This window comes from Actinacidiphila alni (assembly GCF_900112845.1).
Classification (GTDB): Bacteria; Actinomycetota; Actinomycetes; order Streptomycetales; family Streptomycetaceae; genus Actinacidiphila; species Actinacidiphila alni.
In genome coordinates this window covers 50,452-68,932 of record NZ_FONG01000029.1, presented here as the reverse complement: position 1 = coordinate 68,932, position 18,481 = coordinate 50,452, and the positions used below count along the sequence as shown (strand labels likewise).

The window sequence follows — 18,481 nt, the reverse complement described above, 5'->3', positions numbered from 1 at the left end:
GGAGCCGGGACGGGGCCGCCTCCTCCCGCGCGACGCGGCTCCCGCGTCACGGGGCGTCGGTCGGCCCGCTCTGGGTGGCCGGCGGATCCGTCGGCCCGGTGGGAGCGTCGGTCGGGGCAGAACCGGTGGTCGGGGGCGCCTGCTGGTCGGTGGGCGGGGCGCTGCCGCTGTCCGTGCCCGTCGGCGTCGGAGTGTCCGACGCGGACCCGGTGTCCGAGGGCTTCGGCGCTCCGGCTCCGCCTCCGGCGGTGGACGCAGGGGCGGACACGGCCCCTGACGGCGGCGCCGTGGTGTGCGTGGGCGGGGCCGAAGTGCTTCGTCCCGCCGCCGGGTCGGCGGAAGCGCCAGAGGTGTCGGCGGGTGCGTCGGCGTCGCGGACTTGCGCGGGCCGTGACGTAGCGCCCTTGTGGTGGACCGTCGCGGACGGGGATGTCACGGCCGACGGCGGGACGGGAGCGTGCCCATCGGCGCCGGTCGACGCGAGGACGACGGTCACCGCCGCCACCGCCGCCGCGGCGACCGCGCCGCCGAGCAGTACGCGCCTGCCGTTCCCGCGCTTGCGCGGCAGGGCATGCGACGGAACCGGGTGGGCGGTGCCGCGCGGTACGGGGACGGGGGTCGTGGTCGCCAGGGTGACGGGCCCGGGATCGGGCAGCGCCAGGGTGGCCGGCCCTCCGGACAGGGGCACGCCGTCCCACATTCCGCCCGCGAACCGGTCCGCGACGTCGACGGCCTCGGGGCGCCGTGCCGGGTCCTTGGCCAGCATCGCCTCGATGTAACAGCACATGTCGGCGGGGGCCTGCGGACGGAACCGCGCCAGGGGTTCCAAGGGCCGCTCGACGTGCTGCCAGAGCACGGCGATAGGTGTCTCGGCCTGGAACGGAGGCCGCCCGGTGAGCAGTTCGTACAGCGAACAGCCCAGTGAGTAGACGTCGCCCGCGGCGGTCGTCGGCCGCCCGAGCACGGTTTCCGGCGCCACGTACAGGGTGGTGCCCCGCACCTCACCGGCCGCGGTCGCCTCGGTGGTCGTCTCCGCGCCGTGCAGGCGCGCGATGCCGAAGTCGGCGATCTTCGGGGCTCCCTCGCCGTCGACCAGCACATTGGAGGGCTTGACGTCACGGTGCACGATGCCCTGACGGTGCGCCGCCGCCAGGCCCTCGGCGGTCTGGCCGGCGAGCGCGGCGACGCGATCCAGGCAGAGCGGTCCGGCGCGGCGCAGTTCGTCGGCCAGCGTGCCGCCCTCGACGTATTCCATGACCAGGAAGCAACGGCCCTCGTACACGCCGAAGTCGTACACGCTCACCACATGGGGGTGGTGCAGCCGGGCCGATATGCGCGCCTCGCGTTCGAAGCGTGTGGCCTGCGGGCGCTCGGCGGCGCCCGGTCCTGACAGCAGCTTCACGGCCACGGTCCGGCCGAGCCGGTCGTCCTGGGCGCGCCAGACCTCGCCCATGCCGCCATGGCCGATCGGCTCCTGCATCCGGTATCGCTCAGCCAGCAGCATCGGGCGGACGCCCCTTCCCACCGTGGGATATCGCACGGGCGGTGCGTCACGACCGCCCGCAGCGACGCGTGCCCGGCATTCGCGGGGGCATGTCACCGCAGTGGCAGAAGTTACGTACGACGTGGCGGTCGTCCCTCAGCCGAGGCCGTCCCAGAAGGCGCAGTGGTGGCGGACCGTGAAGGTGCGGGTCGGGACGACGTGGTCCGGCGCCAGGGACAGGACCGTCCGGCGGGACCAGTGCGGTGACGAGGGGCCGTTCGGGTCGGCGGTGCGGGCGAAGCGCGTCCAGTAGTCGATCATCGTGCCGACGAGGCGCTGCTGGGCGGCCGTCAGGTCGCGGGGGCGGCCGCCCAGGTCGAACAGATACGGCAGTTCGGCGGCGTGCGGGGCGCTGGGCGGGAACGGCGGTGTGCCCGAGGTGACCGGCGGCGCGTGCTCGTCGGCGAATTCGTACGACCATCCGGGCACGTACGCGGCGAGCCGGTCCTCGGTGCGCGCGGTCGGGCAGGCGAAGTCGGCGTCGCCGATGACCTCGCCGAACACCGGGCCGCCGTCGCTGCCCCGCACCGGGTACTGGTGGACGATCGCCTCTGTGCGGCCGGGAAAGAAGGCGTCCACGACGTCCGGCCAGGTCTCGGGGGTGACCGCATAGCCGGCGTCGATGATGCCGGCCGCTCAGCCGTTCCCCTCGTCGTGATTGGCGCCGATCAGGACGGGGCCTGCGTCGCCCACCGCAGGGCGACGGCCTGGACGAGCACCAGCAGCACGGCCACGGTCAGCCGTCCGCCGTGCTCCGCGCCGACGACCAGCACCGAGGCGCCGGGGACGGCGAGCACCAGACCGGCCGATCCCCACCACAGCGCCCGCGCCGCGGCGCCCGGCAGGTCGCCACCTGCTCCCCCGGCGATCACGTCCACCTCGCTGCCGCGGTCCACGGGCCGACCCTACCCAGCCTCGCGGGCCGATGCGGCGGGGTCCACCCGGCAGGACCCTTGCGGACCCGGGACCTTCCTCGCACGGTCGGTGGTGCGCCGGGCGAGGGGGCTCAGAAGGCGTAGCGGACGCGGAGCCACGGCGCGCGGGAGGCGATGATGCCTGTCAGCCGGTCGATGGCGCCGCTCTTGACGCCGGGCGTGTAGCGGACGTTGACCGCGCCGTTCTGTGAGCGCTTGTTCTCCTGGGCCTCGGGCTGCCACAGGACGTCCTCGGCGCGCGGATGCCAGCCGAGGTTCACCTCGTGGAGCGCCTGATTGTGCGTCAGCATGATGATTTCCGCGGCGGCCTGCTGCTTGACCCGGGCGGGCAGCACGTCGTCGAGGTGGCCGAGCAGCTCGGCCCAGTCGCGCTGCCACCCCTGGCGCAGGACGACCGGTGACAGGTTGAAGTGGACCTCGTAGCCGGCGTCGTGGAAGTCCGCGGCGGCGGCGATACGTTCGGCCACCGGGCTGGTCCGGATGTCCAGCAGCTTGGAGTCGTCGGCGGGCATCAGCGAGAAGCGGATGCGGGTGCGCCCCCGCGGGTCGAGGTCGAGGAGAGCGGGGTTGACGAACTTGGTGGCGAAGGAGGCTTTCGCCGTCGGCAGGCTACGGAAGGCCGCGACGAGGTCGGCCGTGTTGTCGCACAGCAGGTCGTCCACCGAGCAGTCACCGTTCTCGCCGATGTCGTACACCCACGCGTGCGGATCGCACTGATTCGGCTCGCGCTTGGGTCCCTGCGCCCGTACGTGGCGCCGCACGTGCTCGACGATCGCCTCGATGTTGGTGAAGAGCGTGATCGGATTGGCGTATCCCTTGCGGCGCGGCACGTAGCAGTAGGCGCAGGCCATCGCACAGCCGTTGGAGGCGCCGGGGGCGATCCAGTCCGCCGAGCGGCCGTTGGGGCGTGTGGCGAGGGTCCGCTTGACGCCGAGCACGAGTGTCTCGGTCTTCACGCGGGTCCACCGCGCGACATTTCCGTCGTTGCCGTGCAGCGAGGGGATGCGCCAGTGGCTGCTCACCTCGGTGACGGGGACGCCGGGCAGGCCCGCGAGGATCTGCCGGCCGCGCGGCGAAGCGGCTGCCGCGGGCTCGGCGTAGACCGCTCGGATGTCCAGCAGCCGACGCGCGGCGGGCGAGTCGTACGACCGGCGGTCGTCGTGGACCGGCGGCACCGTGTCCTCCCAGTCGAACAGCGCCGGCTGCTCCGGCTCGGCCGGTAGGGGCGCGGGGTCATGCGTCGGGCCGGGCACGGCGAGTTCCCTCGCGGTCGACGGAGCGGTACGCCGCGGGTACGGCGGAACCGGCGGTCGCCGGTGCGGCCGCTCGGTCATTGTCCCCTGCCGGAGCCGCCCGCGGCCGGCGGACGGCCACCAGGACCGCCGCGAGCAGCAAGAACGCCGCCGCACCCGACACGATCCACAGCGGCGTGCTCATACGGGCGTCCCTCGCGTCATCGAGCCGCTCCCGCTCACACTCCGTCACCGACCGACCGGCGGGCCTTGGCGGCCTTGTGGCGTCTCAGCAGGAGAAGGCCGGCGCCACCCGCGGCGAGGACGATCGCCGCCCAGGCGACGGTCCAGCCGGCGGCGCGTGCCGTAGGGCGGCCGACCAGCAGCGCCACAGAGATTCCCACCGCGTACACGAGTGCTCCGAGCAGGTACAACCGCCGGCCCCAGTGTCGGACCGCGGAGTCGGGTTCCGTGCCGGCCGGGGCGCGGTGAACGGGAGCGCTGTCATCAGGCTGCGTCATGCCGCTACGCCTACCCGGCGGCCGACCGCTCAACTACCGCGGTCCACAACCGGTCCACAACCGGTTCACGGGCGACGAACGGATCGAAGGTTTGAGCGAGAAACCTCGGCACAGACGGTGCTCGACAAGAACATGCCATAACCGTCGGAGGAGCAGAGCCGTGGGAATCGTCGCGTGGATCATCATCGGAATCCTGGCCGGAGCGATCGCGAAGGCGCTCATGCCCGGCCGTGACCCGGGGGGCCTCATCATCACGATGCTCATCGGTATCGCCGGCGGTCTGCTGGGCGGCTGGCTGGGCAAGGTGATCTTCCACGTCCACTCGATCAACGGGTTCTTCCACCTGTCGACCTGGATCGCGGCGATCGTCGGCTCGATGATCCTGCTCGCGGTCTACCGCGTGCTCACCGGCCGCCGCGCCTGAAGCGTCGGTCCGCGCCCGGTCCTCCATCCCTTCGGAGGGCCGGGCGCACCCGTGTCAGGCTGTCGTTCGGCGGTCCGTCACAGGGGCAGTGCCCAGACCTGGTTGGCCTGGAGGTGCCCGCAGGTCCAGGTGTCCAGGGCGGTGCTGTCGGCGGTGGCTCCGCCGTAGACGTCGAGGCACAGGCCGGAGGCGGAGTTCACGAGGGTGCCGTCGGGGGCGGCGGTCCAGTGCTGCGCGGCGGCCGAGGAACAGCCCGACAGGACGGCCTTGCTCCCGGCGGTGGTGCCGCTCGCGGTGAGGCATTTGCCGAGCGAGCGCACGGTGTGGTCGGCGGACAGGGTCCAGCGCTGGTTCGCGCCCCCGGTGCAGGTGTAGAGGATGACCGGGGTGCCGTCCGCCGTGCCGCTTCCGGTCACGTCGGCGCATTTGGCGCCGTTGCCGGTCAGCTGGCCGGTGGGGACGGCCGCCGCGCAGCCGCTGCCCGGGGTGAGCCGCCAGATCGCTGTGCCGTGCGCGGGGACGGTGGCGGTGAGTGCGTCACTCGTGGTGGAGGTGGCGCCGGTCCACAGGTCCTTGGCCGTGACGGTGCAGCCCGGCAGGCCGACATCGGTCAGTCTCGTGGTGACGGCGCGCGCGGTGGAGCCGCGGTTGAGGACGGCGACCGCTCGGCCGCCGTCGGCCAGCGGCCGGGCCAGCACATCGGTCGTCGCGGAGCTGGAGACGACCGCCGCCTGGTGGCCCGCGGGGTCCTGGTCGACCGCGATCAGGTCGGTGTTGCCGAGTGCCGCGCGGGCCGCGGTGGTCAGCGCGGAGACGTCCGAGGAGAGGATCATCGGGGCCGCCATCATCGACCAGAGGGCGACCTGGCTGCGTGATTCGTCGTCGGTGAGCCCGCCGGCGCCGGCGATCAGGAAGTCGGGGTCGTTCCAGTTGCCGGGTGCGGCGTAGCGGCCGATCCAGCGGTTGTAGCCGTAGTTGCCCAGTACGCTCGCCCAGCGGCTCGCGCCCGGCCGGGTGCTGTCGAAGGTCGCGATGTCCGTTCCCTCGCGCCAGAGTTGGCCGTCGGAGCCGACCCAGGACAGCACGTCGAACCAGGTGGGGTTGCCCCATTCGCCGCTCTGGAAGTAGGCGGGCGCGGACTCGGAGAAGACAATGGCCCGGCCGGAGCCGCGCAGGGCGGCCGCTTGTGCGTCGTACGCCTGGCGGTACGCCTGTTCCTGGGTCTGGCCGGAGCCGACGATCACGTTGCAGCCGTCGAGCTTGAGGTAGTCCACACCCCACGCGGCGAAGGAGGCGGCGTCGGTGGCGAAGTGGTCCGCGCCGCCGCTCTGCGTCCGACCGCTGCCGGGGTAGCCGCCGCAGGTGGCGGAGCCCGCGTCCTCGTAGATGCCGAACTTCAGGCCGCGGGCGTGCAGGTAGGAGCCGAGCCAGGCCATGCCGTGCGGGAACTTCACCGGGTCGGCAACCAGTTTCCCTGCGCTGTCGCGGGACTTGGCCATCCAGCAGTCGTCGACCGTGACGGTGTCGTAGCCCTTGTCCGCGAGCCCTGAGGACACCAGCGCGTCGGCGTTCGCCGTGACGATCTGTTCGGTGACGCCGCACTGGTAGTGCGCCCAGTCGTTCCAGCCCATCGGCGGGGTCGCGGCGAGCGTCGCGGCGGCGGCGGTCGGGGCGGCGGCCCGGACGACGGGAGCGGTCTGCGCGACGGCGGTCTGCGGCAGGGTCGCGAGGGCGGCGGCCAGGACGGCCAGCGTGGCGGCGCCGCGCGCGAGGCGGAAGCGTGGCATGGGGGTCTCCTTTGCGTGAGTGACGCTTGCGGAGCGAGGGGGGATGCCGACGGTCAGGGGCTCGCGCTCCGTGGAACGCGGGATCCGCGTGTGCGGTTGGACGCTAGAGCATGCCCACGACTGTTCACAAGTGCGCGGTACAGCATTTGACCGAGCATCATTGAGCATCCACGATCGAAGGTACGGGGCGGGCCGCACTCTCTCGGCGCTCTTTCCCGAACACCCCCGGTGGCGTACGGTCACTCTCGCCACGCATGTCATGAACGCGGAAAAACTCTCACCACCCCACGCCGGAAGAGGCCGCCATGAATGCACCCCGTGACCCCGCCGTCCGCCGCCGCACCCTGCTGGCCGCCGCGGGTGCGGCCGCCACGGCCGCCGCTGTCGGTACCGATGCCCGTGCCGCCGCGGTGAGTCCGTCCGCACTGACCGCACGTCAGCTCGCCGGACAGCGCGTCATCTACTCCTATCCCGGCCTCACTCCCCCGGCCGCGTTGTTGTCCGCGATCGGCGAGGGCCGGGCTGCGGGGGTGATCTTCTTCGGCGAGAACATCGCCTCGGAGAGCCAGATCGCCGCTGTCACCGCGCAGTTGGCGCAGGCCGCCGCCGACGGTCCGGTCGCCGCGCCGCTGCTGCTGATGACCGATCAGGAGGGCGGCCTGATCCGCCGCCTTCCCGGCGCGCCCTCGCTCTCGGAGAAGCAGATCGGCCAGTCCTCGCAGGCCCAGATCGACGCCTCGCGCGCCGGTTCGGGCGCGGGACAGAATCTGTCCGGGGTGGGCATGAACGTCAATCTCGCGCCGGTGCTCGACGTGTTCTACCAGGCGGGCAACTTCATCGACCGCGACCAGCGGTCCTACAGCAGCGATCCGAACGCGGTCGCCTCGCTCGGCCGGGCCTTCATCGCCGCCCAGCAGACCAACCATGTCGCCGCGACCGCGAAGCACTTCCCCGGTCTCGGCGCGGCGACCGCCGGGCAGAACACCGACCTCGGCCCCGTCACGCTCACGCAGAGCCTTGCCACGCTCCGCGCCGTCGACGAGGTGCCGTACCGGACGGCCATCACGGCGGGCGTCGACCTCGTCATGCTGTCGTGGGCGGTCTATCCGGCGCTCGACGCGAGCCGTCCGGCCGGCCTGTCCGCCACGATCGTCCAGCAGGAACTGCGCGGGCGCCTGGGCTTCACCGGGGTCACCGTCACCGACGCCTTGGAGGCGCACGCCATCAGCGCGTCCTACAGCACCGCCCAGCGTGCGGTGCTGGCCGCGGGCGCGGGGATGGACCTGCTGCTGTGCTCGGCGCGGGACACCGCCCAGGGCGACAGTGCGGTGACTGCGCTCGCGAACGCCTACACCGGAGGCCAGTTGGCCGCCGACGCCTTCAACGCCGCCGTGCAGCGCGTCACTTCACTGCGGCAGACCCTCGCCTGACCCATGGGCGGCCTCCGCCCGGCCCCGCGGCGGCCGGGCGAGGGACGCCCCCGGTCCTCAGATACGGCTCCAGAGCTGGTTCGTGCCGCCGTTGCAGGGCCACAGCTCCAGCGGGGTGCCGTTGGCGGTGCCGTTGTCGTACGCGTCGAGACAGCTGCCGGACGCGGTGTTGACGATCGTGCCGTCGGAGCGGACGCGCCACTGCTGGGTGGCGGCGCCGTCGCAGTCGAGGATCTGGACGCGGGTGCCGTCCGCGGTGGCGCCGCCGACGGTGTCGAGGCAGCGGTTGGCGAAGACGGTCAACTCGCCGGTGACGGTGGAGGTCCAGGACTGGTTGGTGCCGCCATTGCAGTCCCACAGGGCGGGGCGGGTGCCGTTGGCCTGGTTGCCGTTCGGGAGGTCGAGGCAGCGACCGGACTGCGTGCCCTTGAAGGCGGTGGTGGTGTTGGCGCGCGTCCAGCTCTGGTTGGCCTGGCCGTTGCACGCCCAGATCTCCAGCGGGGTGCCGGTGGCGGTGCCGTTGTCGTACGCGTCGAGGCAGCTGCCGGAGCCGGTATTGACGACGCTGCCGTTCGCACCGAGCGACCAGTGCTGGGTGGCGGCGCCCGAGCAGGCGTCGATGACCACGGCCGCGCCGCCGGCCGTACTGCCACCCGCGGTGCCCAGGCACTTCGTGCCGCCGTAGACGGTCAGTTCGCCGGACGGGGACAGCGTCCAGTTCTGGTTCGTCTGGCCGTTGCAGTCCCACAGGGCGACGCGGGTGCCGTTGGTCTGCGAGGCGCCCGGCACGTCGGCGCACAGTCCGGACTGGGTGCCCTTGAGCGCGCTGGCCTGGCCGTGCGGGTCGCAGGTGGTCATGCCGGCGGTGTAGGGGCACAGGGCGGTGGTGAAGCCGCCGTTGGCGGCCTCGGTCACGGACAGGGTGTCGGCGGCGGTGACGACGCGGGTGTCGTGGGTCAGGCCGGCGGCGCCGTCGCGGACGGTCTCAGCCAGCCACTGTCCCGTACCGAGGAAGGACAGCGGCGCGGTGAAGGTCTTGGCCGGCAGGGCGGAGATCCCGCCGACGAACCAGCGGCCGCCGGACCTGCGGGCGACGTACGCCTCCTTGCCGGGGCTGCCGCCGAGCAGTCGTGTCTCGTCCCAGGCGGTGGGCAGTTGGTCGAGGATGCGCAGCGCCTCGGGGTGGGACTCGTAGCTCTCGGGGCTGTCGGCGAAGTGCTGCCAGCCGGATTCGAAGACGACCGAAGTGGCCAGTTCGTGGGCGTCGGTGGTGTCGCGGCCGGTCATGCTGAACACGACCGGGGTGAAGTCCATGCTGGAGATCACATTCCGGGTGAAGGGCAGGATGGTGTCGAAAGCGGCGCGGTTGTGGAACTGCTCCGAGCCGTAGACCGCTTCCGCGGCCACGACCTGGGGCCAAGTGCGCTGCATGCCGCGCGGCATGGCGGTGCCGTGGAAGTTGACCATGAGCTTGAGGTCGGCGGTCTGCGCCAGGACGGCGTCGTACCACTGCAGGGTCGGCTGGGTGTACTCGTCGATGAAATCGATCTTGACGCCGGCCACGCCCCAGCTCTTCACCTGCGGCAGCCGACTGGCGCGCTGCGCGGCCGTCTTGAGGTCGGCGGAGTTGAACCACAGGATGACCTGGACGCCGTGGGCCCTGGCGTAGGAGACGACGTCGGGCACCCAGGAGGACGACCAGCCCTCGTCGATCAGTACGTAGCCCCAGCCCTGGCGCTGGGCGAAGTCGATGTACTGCTTCTGCCGGGCCTCGCTGGACGGGCTGCCGTGCTCGGTCAGCCAGGACCAGGCGACCGCGCCGGGCTTGATCCAGGAGGTGTCCGCGACCTTCGAGGGGGTGGCCAGGTCGTCGACGATCGTGGACTGGGTGACCTCGGCGAGCGAGCCCAGCGAGGCGGTACGCCACGGTGTGGACAGCGGCAGCGAGGCGGTCACGGAACTCGCCAGCCGGACGGTGTACGTCGCGCTGCCCGCGGTGTGCTCCAGGTAAGAGGCGGCGTAGCGGCCGTCGAGGTCGGTCTCGGCGACCAGCGCGTACGCGCCGCCTGACTGGAAGAGCGCGGGCAGGTGGTAGGTGTTGGCCGGCGCGCCGCCCGCGGTGGTGCCGAACCACTGGCCCTGGTCCTCCTGGTCGGGCGGCACCAGCCACGCGGGCGAGGCGGACGGTACGGTCCAGGACGACGCCTCACCGGTCACGGTCACCGATCCGCTGCCCGGAAGGACGTAGCGGTACGCGACGCCGGTGTCGGAGGCGCGGACCACGACGTCGAGGCGGGAGCCGCCGTCGCCGGAGAACGACAGGGTGGACTCGGTGTAGGCCGTGGAGCGGTGGCTGCTCTTGCCGGTGGTCATGGCGTACGACTCGGTCACGGTGCGGTCGCTGCGCCCGAGGAAGGTCAGATTCCTCGTGAGGTCGGCGGCGCCGGTGCGGATCCCGATCGGGGACGGTGACAGCACGCTCTGGCCGCGGCTGGTGGCGGCGAAGGTCAACGTGCCGTTTTCCAGGGTGATTTGGGCGGCCGTCGGGGAGTTCGCGGACGGGCCGGTGACGGTCCAGCCGGTGGCCGCCTGGGCGGGCAGCGCGGTCACGACCAGTGCGGCGGCCAGCAGGGCGAGCACCCACAGCGGTGCGAGGGTGCGCAGGAGTCGTTGCATCGCGTGGTCCTTTGCCAGTGCTTCGCCAGTGGGGGGCAGGACTTCGTCGGTACGGCGCCGTGTGCGGTGCCGGGCGCGCGGCCGAGACCTTGGGCAAGGCTGCGCGACAGTGTGGGGTCATGTTTGATTGAGCGTCAAGACGGCCGCACGACAAACGCCGCGAGGGCCTAAAGGCACAAGATTCAACGTCCCGCGTCCCGCGTGGTCCGCTTCGTGCAATCGGTGCGCGCCCGGCGGCGTCACCTTGAAACCTGGGGAAACACGATGCGCATGAGCGATGAGACGAGCGCATCCGCCGAGGACAAGACGATCTACCAGAGGGAGAGCCTGGAGGACGAGGTGATGGACGAGGTTCTCGCGGCGTACGGCGAGGCTGTCGAGGAGGAGCGACGGCAGACCACCGAGGAGACCACGTCCGGGGACACGCCGTGAGGCGGCGAGTCCGTCCGGGACGGTCCCGCCAGCAGACCGCCTCGCCGTCGTCGGGCGGCCGGCGGTCGGCGTCCGGCGCGGTGCGGTTTGACCAGCACCTTCGCGGACAGGCGAGAATCCAGAGTCGCTTCGCGGGAAAGGTGAGCACGTGAGCGGGGTACGGGTGACGACCACGGCTGAGGTCGCGAGAGAACTGGGCACGTACGGGCCGGAGCGGCAGGAGGAGATCCATGCCGCGCTCGACCGGCTGTCGGACGCCTCGGCGGCGGGTGTCGGGACGCCGGACGGCGTCGGTCTGCGGGCGGAGGTGCTGCCCGGGATGCACGCCCACTGGGTGCTGCTGGAGGCGCCGAGGCTGGCGATCGTCTGGCAGGTCGTGGTGACCGACTGACCGGTCCGTGCCACAGCGGCACGGTGGGCGGGCCCACGGAGATTCCTCCGCGGGCCCGCCCGTACGTTTGCATCAGGACGCGTCGGTGCGCGGGAAGACGTACTCGTCCAGCACGATGCCGAGCGCGACGGCGGCCGGGATCGCGACCAGGCCGCCGATGACGCCGAGCAGGGAGCCTCCGGCGAGCACCGCGACGACGGTCACCACCGGGTGCACGTCCACGGCGAATTTCATCGCCCGCGGCATGATCAGGTAGTCCTCGGCGACGCGGAAGCCGATGTAGAAGGCCGCGGTGATCAGCGCCACCGGGAAGGAGACGATCAGCGCCACCAGGCTCACCACGACGCCGCCGATCGTCGAGCCGATGACCGGAATCATGTCCATCAGGGCCACGAAGAATCCGAGCGCGGCCGCGTAAGGCACGCCCACGACCTCGCACCAGATGAAGGTGGCGAGGCCGGCGATCGCCGAGGTGACGATGTTGCCGAGCATGTAACGGCCCACCCGGCTGAGGATCTCCTCGGTGATGGTTTCCACCCGCGGCCGGCGGCTGCCGGGCACGAAGCGGAAGCAGAACTGCTTGATCGTGGGCAGGCCCGCCATCACATAGAGGGTCACGGTGACGACGATGACCGCGGAGGTCACCAGGCTGATCACCAGCTGGCCCGCGCCCAGCACACCGCCGGCCACCTGCGAGGCGCCGCCGGAGCCCAGGGCCGACTGCGCCTTCTCCAGCACGTGGTAGTGGTCCTCCAGGCGGCCGAGGGCGGAGTGGTGGTCGTGGAGCTGCTGCCGCCAGCGGGGAATCCCATCGGTCAGCGCGTTCACCGCGTCCGTGACCGGCGGGATGATCAGGGCGAGGAAGCCGGCCAAGAGCCCGGCGAACGCGGCCACCACCGCCGCGACCGACCAGCCCCGCCGCAACCCGAGCCGCCCGAGCCACGCCACCACCGGTTCGAGGCTGACCGCGATGAACACCGAGAGCAGCAGCAGCGTCAGCAGCTCACTGAGCTTGAGCACCGTCTGCACCAGAAGCCAGGCCAGGATCGCCCCGAGCGCGAGACCGAAGCCGGTCTGGAACCAGGAGGGATGACCTGCGGTCGGCTTCGGGCTGACACGGCGGGCCGCCGCGGAGGGGCGGGGGCGGCGCTCCGCCACAGAAGGGGAGGGCCGATTGGGCACGTCGGAGGTGGCGTCCGAAGCTGAGTATTCGGTGGTGTCCGAGGCTTCGTCGAGGTCGGGGCTCGACGGATCCAAGGGTCCGTCCGCGGCCGGGGACCATTCGCCGGGGGTCACGTCCGCGTGTGGAGCCGGGGCCGGTTCTTCGGTCGGTCCCGGGGCCGGGCTCGCGGGCGGGGGCGGCGGCGCGCCGTCGGATGGCCGTGCGGCGGGCTTAGCCGTCCTCGGCTTCTGGCCGGGCACCGTATGCGGTGTCTTTCGGGCGGTCTGCGGCTGCTCGGGGGGCGGCGAGTCGGACGGTGGCGCCGTGTCGGCCGGGCCGTCGGGCATTGCGTGGTCCTCCTCTCCCCCGGAGTGGTCCTTCGGCTCGGGCCGCGCGGTTGTCGGCGGCCGACGCCTCGATGTGGCTTGCTCCTACCCGCGCATGCTGCGGCGACGCACAGGCGAGTGACCGGACGGTGGGCCCCGTCCCCGGGCGGCGTACGGCCAAGCGCACGGTGCGTTGACGCGTACGCGACCAGTGGCTAACTTCAGAGAGCGCTCTCGTACCTCGCAACACCGTTCAACTCAGGCGCCGACGCGGCGAGTTGGGCGACGGACAACGATGTCAGGCACGTTCGGGGACTACGGAAGGCATGCCCATGCGCCCACGCCGCATCGGAACGCTGCTCTCGCTCCGCAGGAGCCGGGCGCTGGCGCTGAGTTCATGTCTGGCGCTGTTGTCGGTCGCGGCCGTCGACAGCGCGGTGGCGCAGCAGGCCGCGCCGGCGGCGCGGGCCGCGGCGGCGAGTCCCGTCGTCACCGACGGGAACGCGCGGTTCGAGGTGCTGAGCCCGACCCTGGTGCGGCTGGAGTACGCGGGTGACGGCGCCTTCCAGAACGGGACGACCTTCAACGCCGTCAACCGGTCCTTCCCCGTACCGGACTTCACCACGGACGTCAGCGCGGACGGCTACCGCGAGATCACGACGTCCGGGCTCACGTTGCGCTACAAGCAGGGCAGCGGCCCCTTCACGGCGGCCAACCTCACGGTGACGATGGCGGGCACCGGGGTGACCGCCAAACCGGCGTTCCCCTCCTACTGCACCGTCAACTCGGCCTGCGAGGGCGAGAATTCGCTGCTCAGCGGCTACGGCGTCACCGCCTACGACCACACCGGGCACACCGGTTCCGGCTTCGTGGCCGGTTACGAGCACACCGGCAGCGGCCTGACGCAGGACGTCTCGGCGGTGCCGTCGACCGGCGACTACCGGCTGTGGGTACGTTATTCCAACGCGGCGGGCGGCACGGGCACCCTGTCCACGCGGGTCGGTTCGGCCGCGGGCCCGGCGCTCAGCCTGCCCGCCACCTCGTCGTGGAACGCCTGGTCGACCGCGTTCACCACGGTGCATCTGACCGCCGGGACCAACACGCTGAGCATCGTGCAGAATTCCGGTGACACCGGCCGGGTCAACATCGACAGCCTGGCGGTCACACCGGTTGGCACCACGACCTACCCGGCCGCCTCGACGGCGCTGACCACGACCGGCTACGGCGCGGGCCCGACGAACACCCTCGGCGGCTGGTCACGGACGCTGGACAATCCGGCGACCCTGCCGGTGCCCGAGCACCCGGGGATCCTGGACCGCGACGGCTGGTATCTGCTGGACGACACCCGCACGGCCCTGCTGTCGGGTTCGCACACGGTGACCGACCGGCCCTCGCACGGCGCGCAGCCGTACCAGGACGGCTACTTCTTCGGCTACGGCCAGAACTACAAGCAGGGTCTCGCCGACCTCAACTCCCTGACGGGCGGCACCAATCTGCTGCCGGAGTCGGCGTACGGCGTGTGGTACTCGCGCTACTACGGCTACTCGACGGCCGACTACGAGAATTCGCTGCTGCCCACCTTCCGCAGCACGAACACGCCGATCGACTGGCTGGTGGTGGACACCGACTGGAAGTCGCCGACGCAGTGGAACGGCTGGAACTGGAACAGCACCCTCTTCCCCGATCCGCAGGGCTTCCTGAACTGGACCAAGCAGCAGGGCCTTTCGGTGTCGATGAACATCCACCCGACCATCGACAGCAGCGACCCGAAGTTCGCGGCGGCCAACTCCCGTGCGGGCGGCCTGCTTCCGGACGGCGGCAGCACGTACGCCTTCGACTGGTCCAACCCGGCGCACCTGGCGGCCTATCTCGATCTGCACCAGCCCTTCGAGCAGCAGGGCGTCCGGGAGTGGTGGCTGGACTACTGCACCAACTGCGGCGCCTCCACCGCGTCCGACCCGCATGTGGGTCCGGACAATCTGATCAACCAGGCGTATGTGGACGACGCAGAGGCCAAGGGGCTGCGCGGCTTCTCCTTCGCCCGGATCGGCGGCTCGGAGGAGGGCGGCGACGACAGCAGCTACCCGATCGGGCCGTGGTCCGAGCGGCGCAATTCGATGCAGTTCACCGGTGACACGCCCGCGACCTGGGACATGCTGGCCTTCGAGGCGAAGTTCACCGCGGCCGAGGCCGCGGCCGGGATCTCCAATGTCAGCCATGACATCGGCAGCTTCCACGGCGGCCATCTCGCCGACGATCTGTACGCCCGCTGGGTGCAGTTCGGCACCTTCCAGCCGGTGGACCGGCTGCACTCCGACCACGGCGACCGGCTGCCGTGGAACTACACCGGCGCGGCCGCGGCCAGCGCCGAGTCCTTCCTGCGGCTGCGCGAGGCGCTGGTCCCGTACACGTACACGCTCGCCGAGCGGGCGAACGCGACGGGTGTGCCCATCGTCCGGCCGCTGTATCTCGACTACCCGACGCAGGACGCCGCCTACAGCGCGACCGGGGAGTATCTGTACGGCGACGACGTCCTGGTCGCGCCGATCACCTCGCCCAATGACGCGAACGGCAACGGCTCCGCGTCGGTGTGGGTGCCGCCGGGGAGCTGGACGGACTACTTCACCGGCCGCACCTACACCGGGCCCGCCACCGTCACCATCACCGATCCGCTGTCCCAGATGCCGGTGCTGATCAAGGCCGGCGGCATCCTCACCACCCGCACCGACTACGTCGACAACCAGGGGCAGCGGCCGTTGACCCAGGTGACGGTCAATGTCGCCGCGGGCGCCGACGGCTCCTTCTCGCTCTACTCGGACGCCGGCGAGGGCACGGGTTACCGCAGCGGGCAGGCCACCAGGGCGCCGCTGTCGTGGAACGAGGCGGCGCGCACGCTGACGATCGGCGCCCAGACCGGTTCCTTCAGCGGTGCGCCGACCTCCCGGGCGTACACCTTGCGGCTGTCCAACTCGCAGGCGCCGACCGCCGTTTCGGTCGACGGGGTGCAGGTACCGGAGACCGCGTGGTCGTGGAACGTCAACCGCAGGACGGTGACGGTGACGACGGGCGCGCTCCCGCTCGGCTCGGCGCACACCGTGACGCTGTCCGGCAGCGCGTCCGCGAATCCGGCGTCCGGCGAGGTGATCGGCGCCGGCGGGCTCTGCCTCGACGTGCGCGGCGGGGTGGCCGACGACGGTACGGCCGCGCAGCTGTGGGGCTGCAACCACAGTGCGGCGCAGCAGGTCGCGTACCAGGCCGACAGTACGGTGCGGGTCCTCGGCAAGTGCCTGACGGCCACCGGCGGCGGGACCGCGAACCGTACGCCGGTGAGCATCGCGGGCTGCTCGGGGGCCGCTTCGCAGACCTGGACGCACCGCACCGACGGCAGCCTGCTCAATCCGGCCTCGGGCCGCTGCCTCGACGTGCCGGACGGCACCACCACGCCCGGCGCCGTACAGCTCCAGCTCTACGACTGCGCCGGGGTGACCGCGCAGCTGTGGAAGCTGCCGCCCGGTGCGGTCTCGGGACCCGGCGCCCTGTGCGTGGACGTGGCCAACGCCGATCCGGCGTCCACCACGCCCGTGCAGTTGTCCGGCTGCAACGGCACCGACGCGCAGCGCTGGTCGGCGCCCGGCGACCGTACGCTGCGGACCTTCGGCAAGTGCCTGGACGCGGTGGGCGGCAACACCGGCAACGGCACGCGGACCCAGCTGTGGGACTGCAACGGTACGGGCGCCCAGGTGTGGGAGAGCCGGGCCGACGGGACCTTGTTCAACCCGCAGTCGGGCCGCTGCCTCGACGACAAGGACAACGGTCAGAAGGCCGGGGATCCGCTGCAACTGTGGGACTGCAACGGGACGGCGGCGCAGCGCTTCCGGCTCGGCTGACGGGCGCCGCCGGGGGCGGGGCACGTCTTGTGGCGGGCGCGGCCGGGCGCGCCCGCCCCGTTCACGGCCTCGGGTGCGTCCGCGCCCCCGCTTCCGGGTCGGCCTGCCGGGTGAGGACGGTCAGCTCGCGCAGGACGTCGTCGGCGATGTCAGCCAGCGTGCGCCGCTCGTCCTCCTTGATCCACCGGGAGAACGCGACGCCGAACAGGGACGCGCCGGTCTGCGCCGCGACGGTCGCCGCGAGGTCGTCCACTCCCCTGGCCCGCAGGGCCGCGGCGACGGTCACGGCGAGCCGGGACAGCTTGTGCAGCTCCCGCTCCTGGAGCGCCGGATTGGCGTCGATGACGGACTGCCGGATGCGGGAGTAGGGCCGCCGCTCCTCGGGGAAGAAGGATGCCGCCGAGCGCAGGGAGCGGGCGACGGCGTCCATCGCGGGCGCGTCCGGCGGCGCCGCCTCCACCCCGTCGACGAATGCCTGCTCGAAGCTCTGCTGCCCGTGGAAGAGCACTTCGCGTTTGTCGCTGAAGTGCCGGAAGAAGGTGCGCTCGGTCACGCCCACCGACTGCGCGATCTCCAGCGTGGTCGTCTGCTCGAATCCCTGGGCGGCGAACAGTTCGAGCGCGGCCTTCTGCAGCCGTTCCGGTGTTCCCGGTTCCCATCGAGCCATGCCCCGAGTCTACCGATGACAGTCACTGACTTCACGGTGGTACGGTGGAGGCGTGCGTTGATGTCAGTGACAGACATCAACGTCTCGGAACCACTGGCTCTCGCCCGGACACCGGGCGGTGAAGGAGATCGGGTCATGAACGTATTCGTCACCGGCGCCTCCGGCTGGATCGGCTCGGCCGTGGTGGACGAGCTGATCGCCCGCGGCCACGAGGTCGTCGGCCTCGCGCGGTCCGACGCCTCGGCCGCCGCCCTGGCGGCCAAGGGCGCGCGGGTCCTGCGCGGCGACCTCGACGATCTGGACAGCATCGGATCGGGCGCGAAGAGCGCGGAGGCGGTCATCCACCTCGCCAACAAGCACGACTGGTCCGACCCCGCCGCGTCCAACGCGGCCGAGCGGGCCGCAGTCCAGACCATCGGCGACGCCCTCGCCGGAACCGGCCGCCCGTTCCTGCTCGCCTCGGGCGTGGCCGGACTCGCCGAGGGGCGGCCGGCCACCGAGGCCGATCCGTCGCCCTTCCACGGCCCCGACTCGCCGCGCGGCGGCAGCGAGAATCTGGCCCTCGAATTCGCCGACCGCGGGGTGCACAGCGTCAGCCTGCGCTTCGCGCCGACCGTGCACGGCATGGGTGACCACGGCTTCATCGCCGCCATCGCGGCGGTCGCCCGCGACAAGGGCATCTCCGGCTATCCCGGCGACGGCGGCAACCGGTGGGCCGCGGTCCACCGCACCGACGCGGCCAGGCTCGTCGGTCTGGCGCTGCCGAAGGCGCCAGCGGGCGCCAGGCTGCACGCGGTCGCCGAGGAGGGCGTCTCCACGCGGGAGATCGCGACGGCGATCGGCCGCGCGTACGACCTGCCGGTCGCGTCCGTCGCCCCCGACGACGTGATGGACCACTTCGGGTGGATCGGCATGTTCTTCGGCCGAGACCTGTCGGCGACCAGCGACCTCACCCGCGAGAGCCTGGACTGGACGCCCACCGGCCCCACGCTGCTCGCCGACCTCGACGCCGGGGCGTACGGCCCGCGCTGACGGCCGCCGCCGCGGAGCCCGGGGAGCACGCGGCGC

Annotated in this window: 16 protein-coding genes; 6 read left to right on the top strand and 10 right to left on the bottom strand. The window is 72.0% G+C overall.

Annotated elements, in window-relative coordinates; translation table 11 throughout:
• Window positions 1-46 precede the first annotated feature (46 nt).
• From BM076_RS32760 to BM076_RS36915, 6 genes are all read right to left on the bottom strand, one after another.
• Window positions 47-1,504 (bottom strand): serine/threonine-protein kinase, encoded by a 1,458-nt coding sequence (locus tag BM076_RS32760; RefSeq protein WP_093717399.1) that lies wholly within the window; start codon window positions 1,502-1,504, stop codon window positions 47-49.
• Window positions 1,505-1,639: 135 nt separating this feature from the next.
• Window positions 1,640-2,122, bottom strand: coding sequence for a carboxylesterase family protein (locus BM076_RS37810; protein ID WP_245796607.1), 483 nt, complete (start codon window positions 2,120-2,122; stop codon window positions 1,640-1,642).
• A gap of 89 nt (window positions 2,123-2,211) precedes the next feature.
• On the bottom strand, window positions 2,212-2,439 hold the full coding sequence (locus BM076_RS37805) for a hypothetical protein (protein WP_322936921.1): 228 nt from the start codon (window positions 2,437-2,439) through the stop codon (window positions 2,212-2,214).
• A gap of 110 nt (window positions 2,440-2,549) precedes the next feature.
• On the bottom strand, window positions 2,550-3,674 hold the full coding sequence (locus BM076_RS32750) for a spore photoproduct lyase family protein (protein WP_407640741.1): 1,125 nt from the start codon (window positions 3,672-3,674) through the stop codon (window positions 2,550-2,552).
• A gap of 37 nt (window positions 3,675-3,711) precedes the next feature.
• Complete coding sequence (locus BM076_RS36920) at window positions 3,712-3,915, bottom strand: hypothetical protein (protein ID WP_177246727.1); 204 nt, start codon at window positions 3,913-3,915, stop codon at window positions 3,712-3,714.
• Between the two features lie 34 nt (window positions 3,916-3,949).
• Window positions 3,950-4,114, bottom strand: coding sequence for a hypothetical protein (locus BM076_RS36915; protein WP_177246733.1), 165 nt, complete (start codon window positions 4,112-4,114; stop codon window positions 3,950-3,952).
• 277 nt (window positions 4,115-4,391) lie between these two features.
• Here BM076_RS36915 and BM076_RS32740 point away from each other — a divergent pair, with 277 nt between their 5' ends.
• Complete coding sequence (locus tag BM076_RS32740; RefSeq protein WP_093717396.1) at window positions 4,392-4,655, top strand: GlsB/YeaQ/YmgE family stress response membrane protein; 264 nt, start codon at window positions 4,392-4,394, stop codon at window positions 4,653-4,655.
• Between the two features lie 77 nt (window positions 4,656-4,732).
• On the opposite strand, the gene BM076_RS32735 is transcribed toward BM076_RS32740, so the two are convergent.
• Complete coding sequence (locus BM076_RS32735; protein ID WP_093717395.1) at window positions 4,733-6,442, bottom strand: ricin-type beta-trefoil lectin domain protein; 1,710 nt, start codon at window positions 6,440-6,442, stop codon at window positions 4,733-4,735.
• 305 nt (window positions 6,443-6,747) lie between these two features.
• On the opposite strand from BM076_RS32735, the gene BM076_RS32730 reads away from it, so the two are divergent.
• A complete protein-coding gene (locus BM076_RS32730; RefSeq protein WP_093717394.1) occupies window positions 6,748-7,872 on the top strand; it encodes a glycoside hydrolase family 3 N-terminal domain-containing protein in 1,125 nt (374 codons plus the stop codon).
• Window positions 7,873-7,929: 57 nt separating this feature from the next.
• On the opposite strand, the gene BM076_RS32725 is transcribed toward BM076_RS32730, so the two are convergent.
• Window positions 7,930-10,548 (bottom strand): glycoside hydrolase family 97 protein, encoded by a 2,619-nt coding sequence (locus BM076_RS32725; RefSeq protein ID WP_245796605.1) that lies wholly within the window; start codon window positions 10,546-10,548, stop codon window positions 7,930-7,932.
• 270 nt (window positions 10,549-10,818) lie between these two features.
• Here BM076_RS32725 and BM076_RS36905 point away from each other — a divergent pair, with 270 nt between their 5' ends.
• Window positions 10,819-10,980 (top strand): hypothetical protein, encoded by a 162-nt coding sequence (locus BM076_RS36905; protein ID WP_177246732.1) that lies wholly within the window; start codon window positions 10,819-10,821, stop codon window positions 10,978-10,980.
• Window positions 10,981-11,128: 148 nt separating this feature from the next.
• Window positions 11,129-11,371: a hypothetical protein gene (locus BM076_RS32720; RefSeq protein ID WP_093717393.1), complete on the top strand. Its 243-nt coding sequence runs from the start codon at window positions 11,129-11,131 to the stop codon at window positions 11,369-11,371.
• Between the two features lie 72 nt (window positions 11,372-11,443).
• Here BM076_RS32720 and BM076_RS32715 read toward each other — a convergent pair whose 3' ends face one another.
• Entirely contained in the window at window positions 11,444-12,628 is a 1,185-nt protein-coding gene (locus BM076_RS32715; RefSeq protein WP_245796604.1) for an AI-2E family transporter, read from the bottom strand.
• Between the two features lie 563 nt (window positions 12,629-13,191).
• Between BM076_RS32715 and BM076_RS32710 the strand changes: the two genes are divergently transcribed.
• Entirely contained in the window at window positions 13,192-16,746 is a 3,555-nt protein-coding gene (locus tag BM076_RS32710) for a ricin-type beta-trefoil lectin domain protein (protein ID WP_093717391.1), read from the top strand.
• 61 nt (window positions 16,747-16,807) lie between these two features.
• Here the strand turns inward: BM076_RS32710 and BM076_RS32705 are convergent, their stop codons facing one another.
• On the bottom strand, window positions 16,808-17,413 hold the full coding sequence (locus BM076_RS32705) for a TetR/AcrR family transcriptional regulator (RefSeq protein ID WP_093717390.1): 606 nt from the start codon (window positions 17,411-17,413) through the stop codon (window positions 16,808-16,810).
• 135 nt (window positions 17,414-17,548) lie between these two features.
• Between BM076_RS32705 and BM076_RS32700 the strand changes: the two genes are divergently transcribed.
• Entirely contained in the window at window positions 17,549-18,445 is an 897-nt protein-coding gene (locus tag BM076_RS32700; protein WP_093717389.1) for an SDR family oxidoreductase, read from the top strand.
• Window positions 18,446-18,481: the final 36 nt, after the last annotated feature.

Bases quoted from the DNA above. Each gene is read 5' to 3' on its own strand.
- BM076_RS36905 (WP_177246732.1), top strand. From the start codon at position 10,819: ATGAGCGATGAGACGAGCGCATCCGCCGAGGACAAGACGATCTACCAG.
- BM076_RS32760 (WP_093717399.1), bottom strand. From the start codon at position 1,504: ATGCTGCTGGCTGAGCGATACCGGATGCAGGAGCCGATCGGCCATGGC.
- BM076_RS32735 (WP_093717395.1), bottom strand. From the start codon at position 6,442: ATGCCACGCTTCCGCCTCGCGCGCGGCGCCGCCACGCTGGCCGTCCTG.
- BM076_RS32700 (WP_093717389.1), top strand. From the start codon at position 17,549: ATGAACGTATTCGTCACCGGCGCCTCCGGCTGGATCGGCTCGGCCGTG.
- BM076_RS32705 (WP_093717390.1), bottom strand. From the start codon at position 17,413: ATGGCTCGATGGGAACCGGGAACACCGGAACGGCTGCAGAAGGCCGCG.
- BM076_RS32725 (WP_245796605.1), bottom strand. From the start codon at position 10,548: ATGCAACGACTCCTGCGCACCCTCGCACCGCTGTGGGTGCTCGCCCTG.
- BM076_RS36920 (WP_177246727.1), bottom strand. From the start codon at position 3,915: ATGAGCACGCCGCTGTGGATCGTGTCGGGTGCGGCGGCGTTCTTGCTG.
- BM076_RS32730 (WP_093717394.1), top strand. From the start codon at position 6,748: ATGAATGCACCCCGTGACCCCGCCGTCCGCCGCCGCACCCTGCTGGCC.
- BM076_RS32710 (WP_093717391.1), top strand. From the start codon at position 13,192: ATGCGCCCACGCCGCATCGGAACGCTGCTCTCGCTCCGCAGGAGCCGG.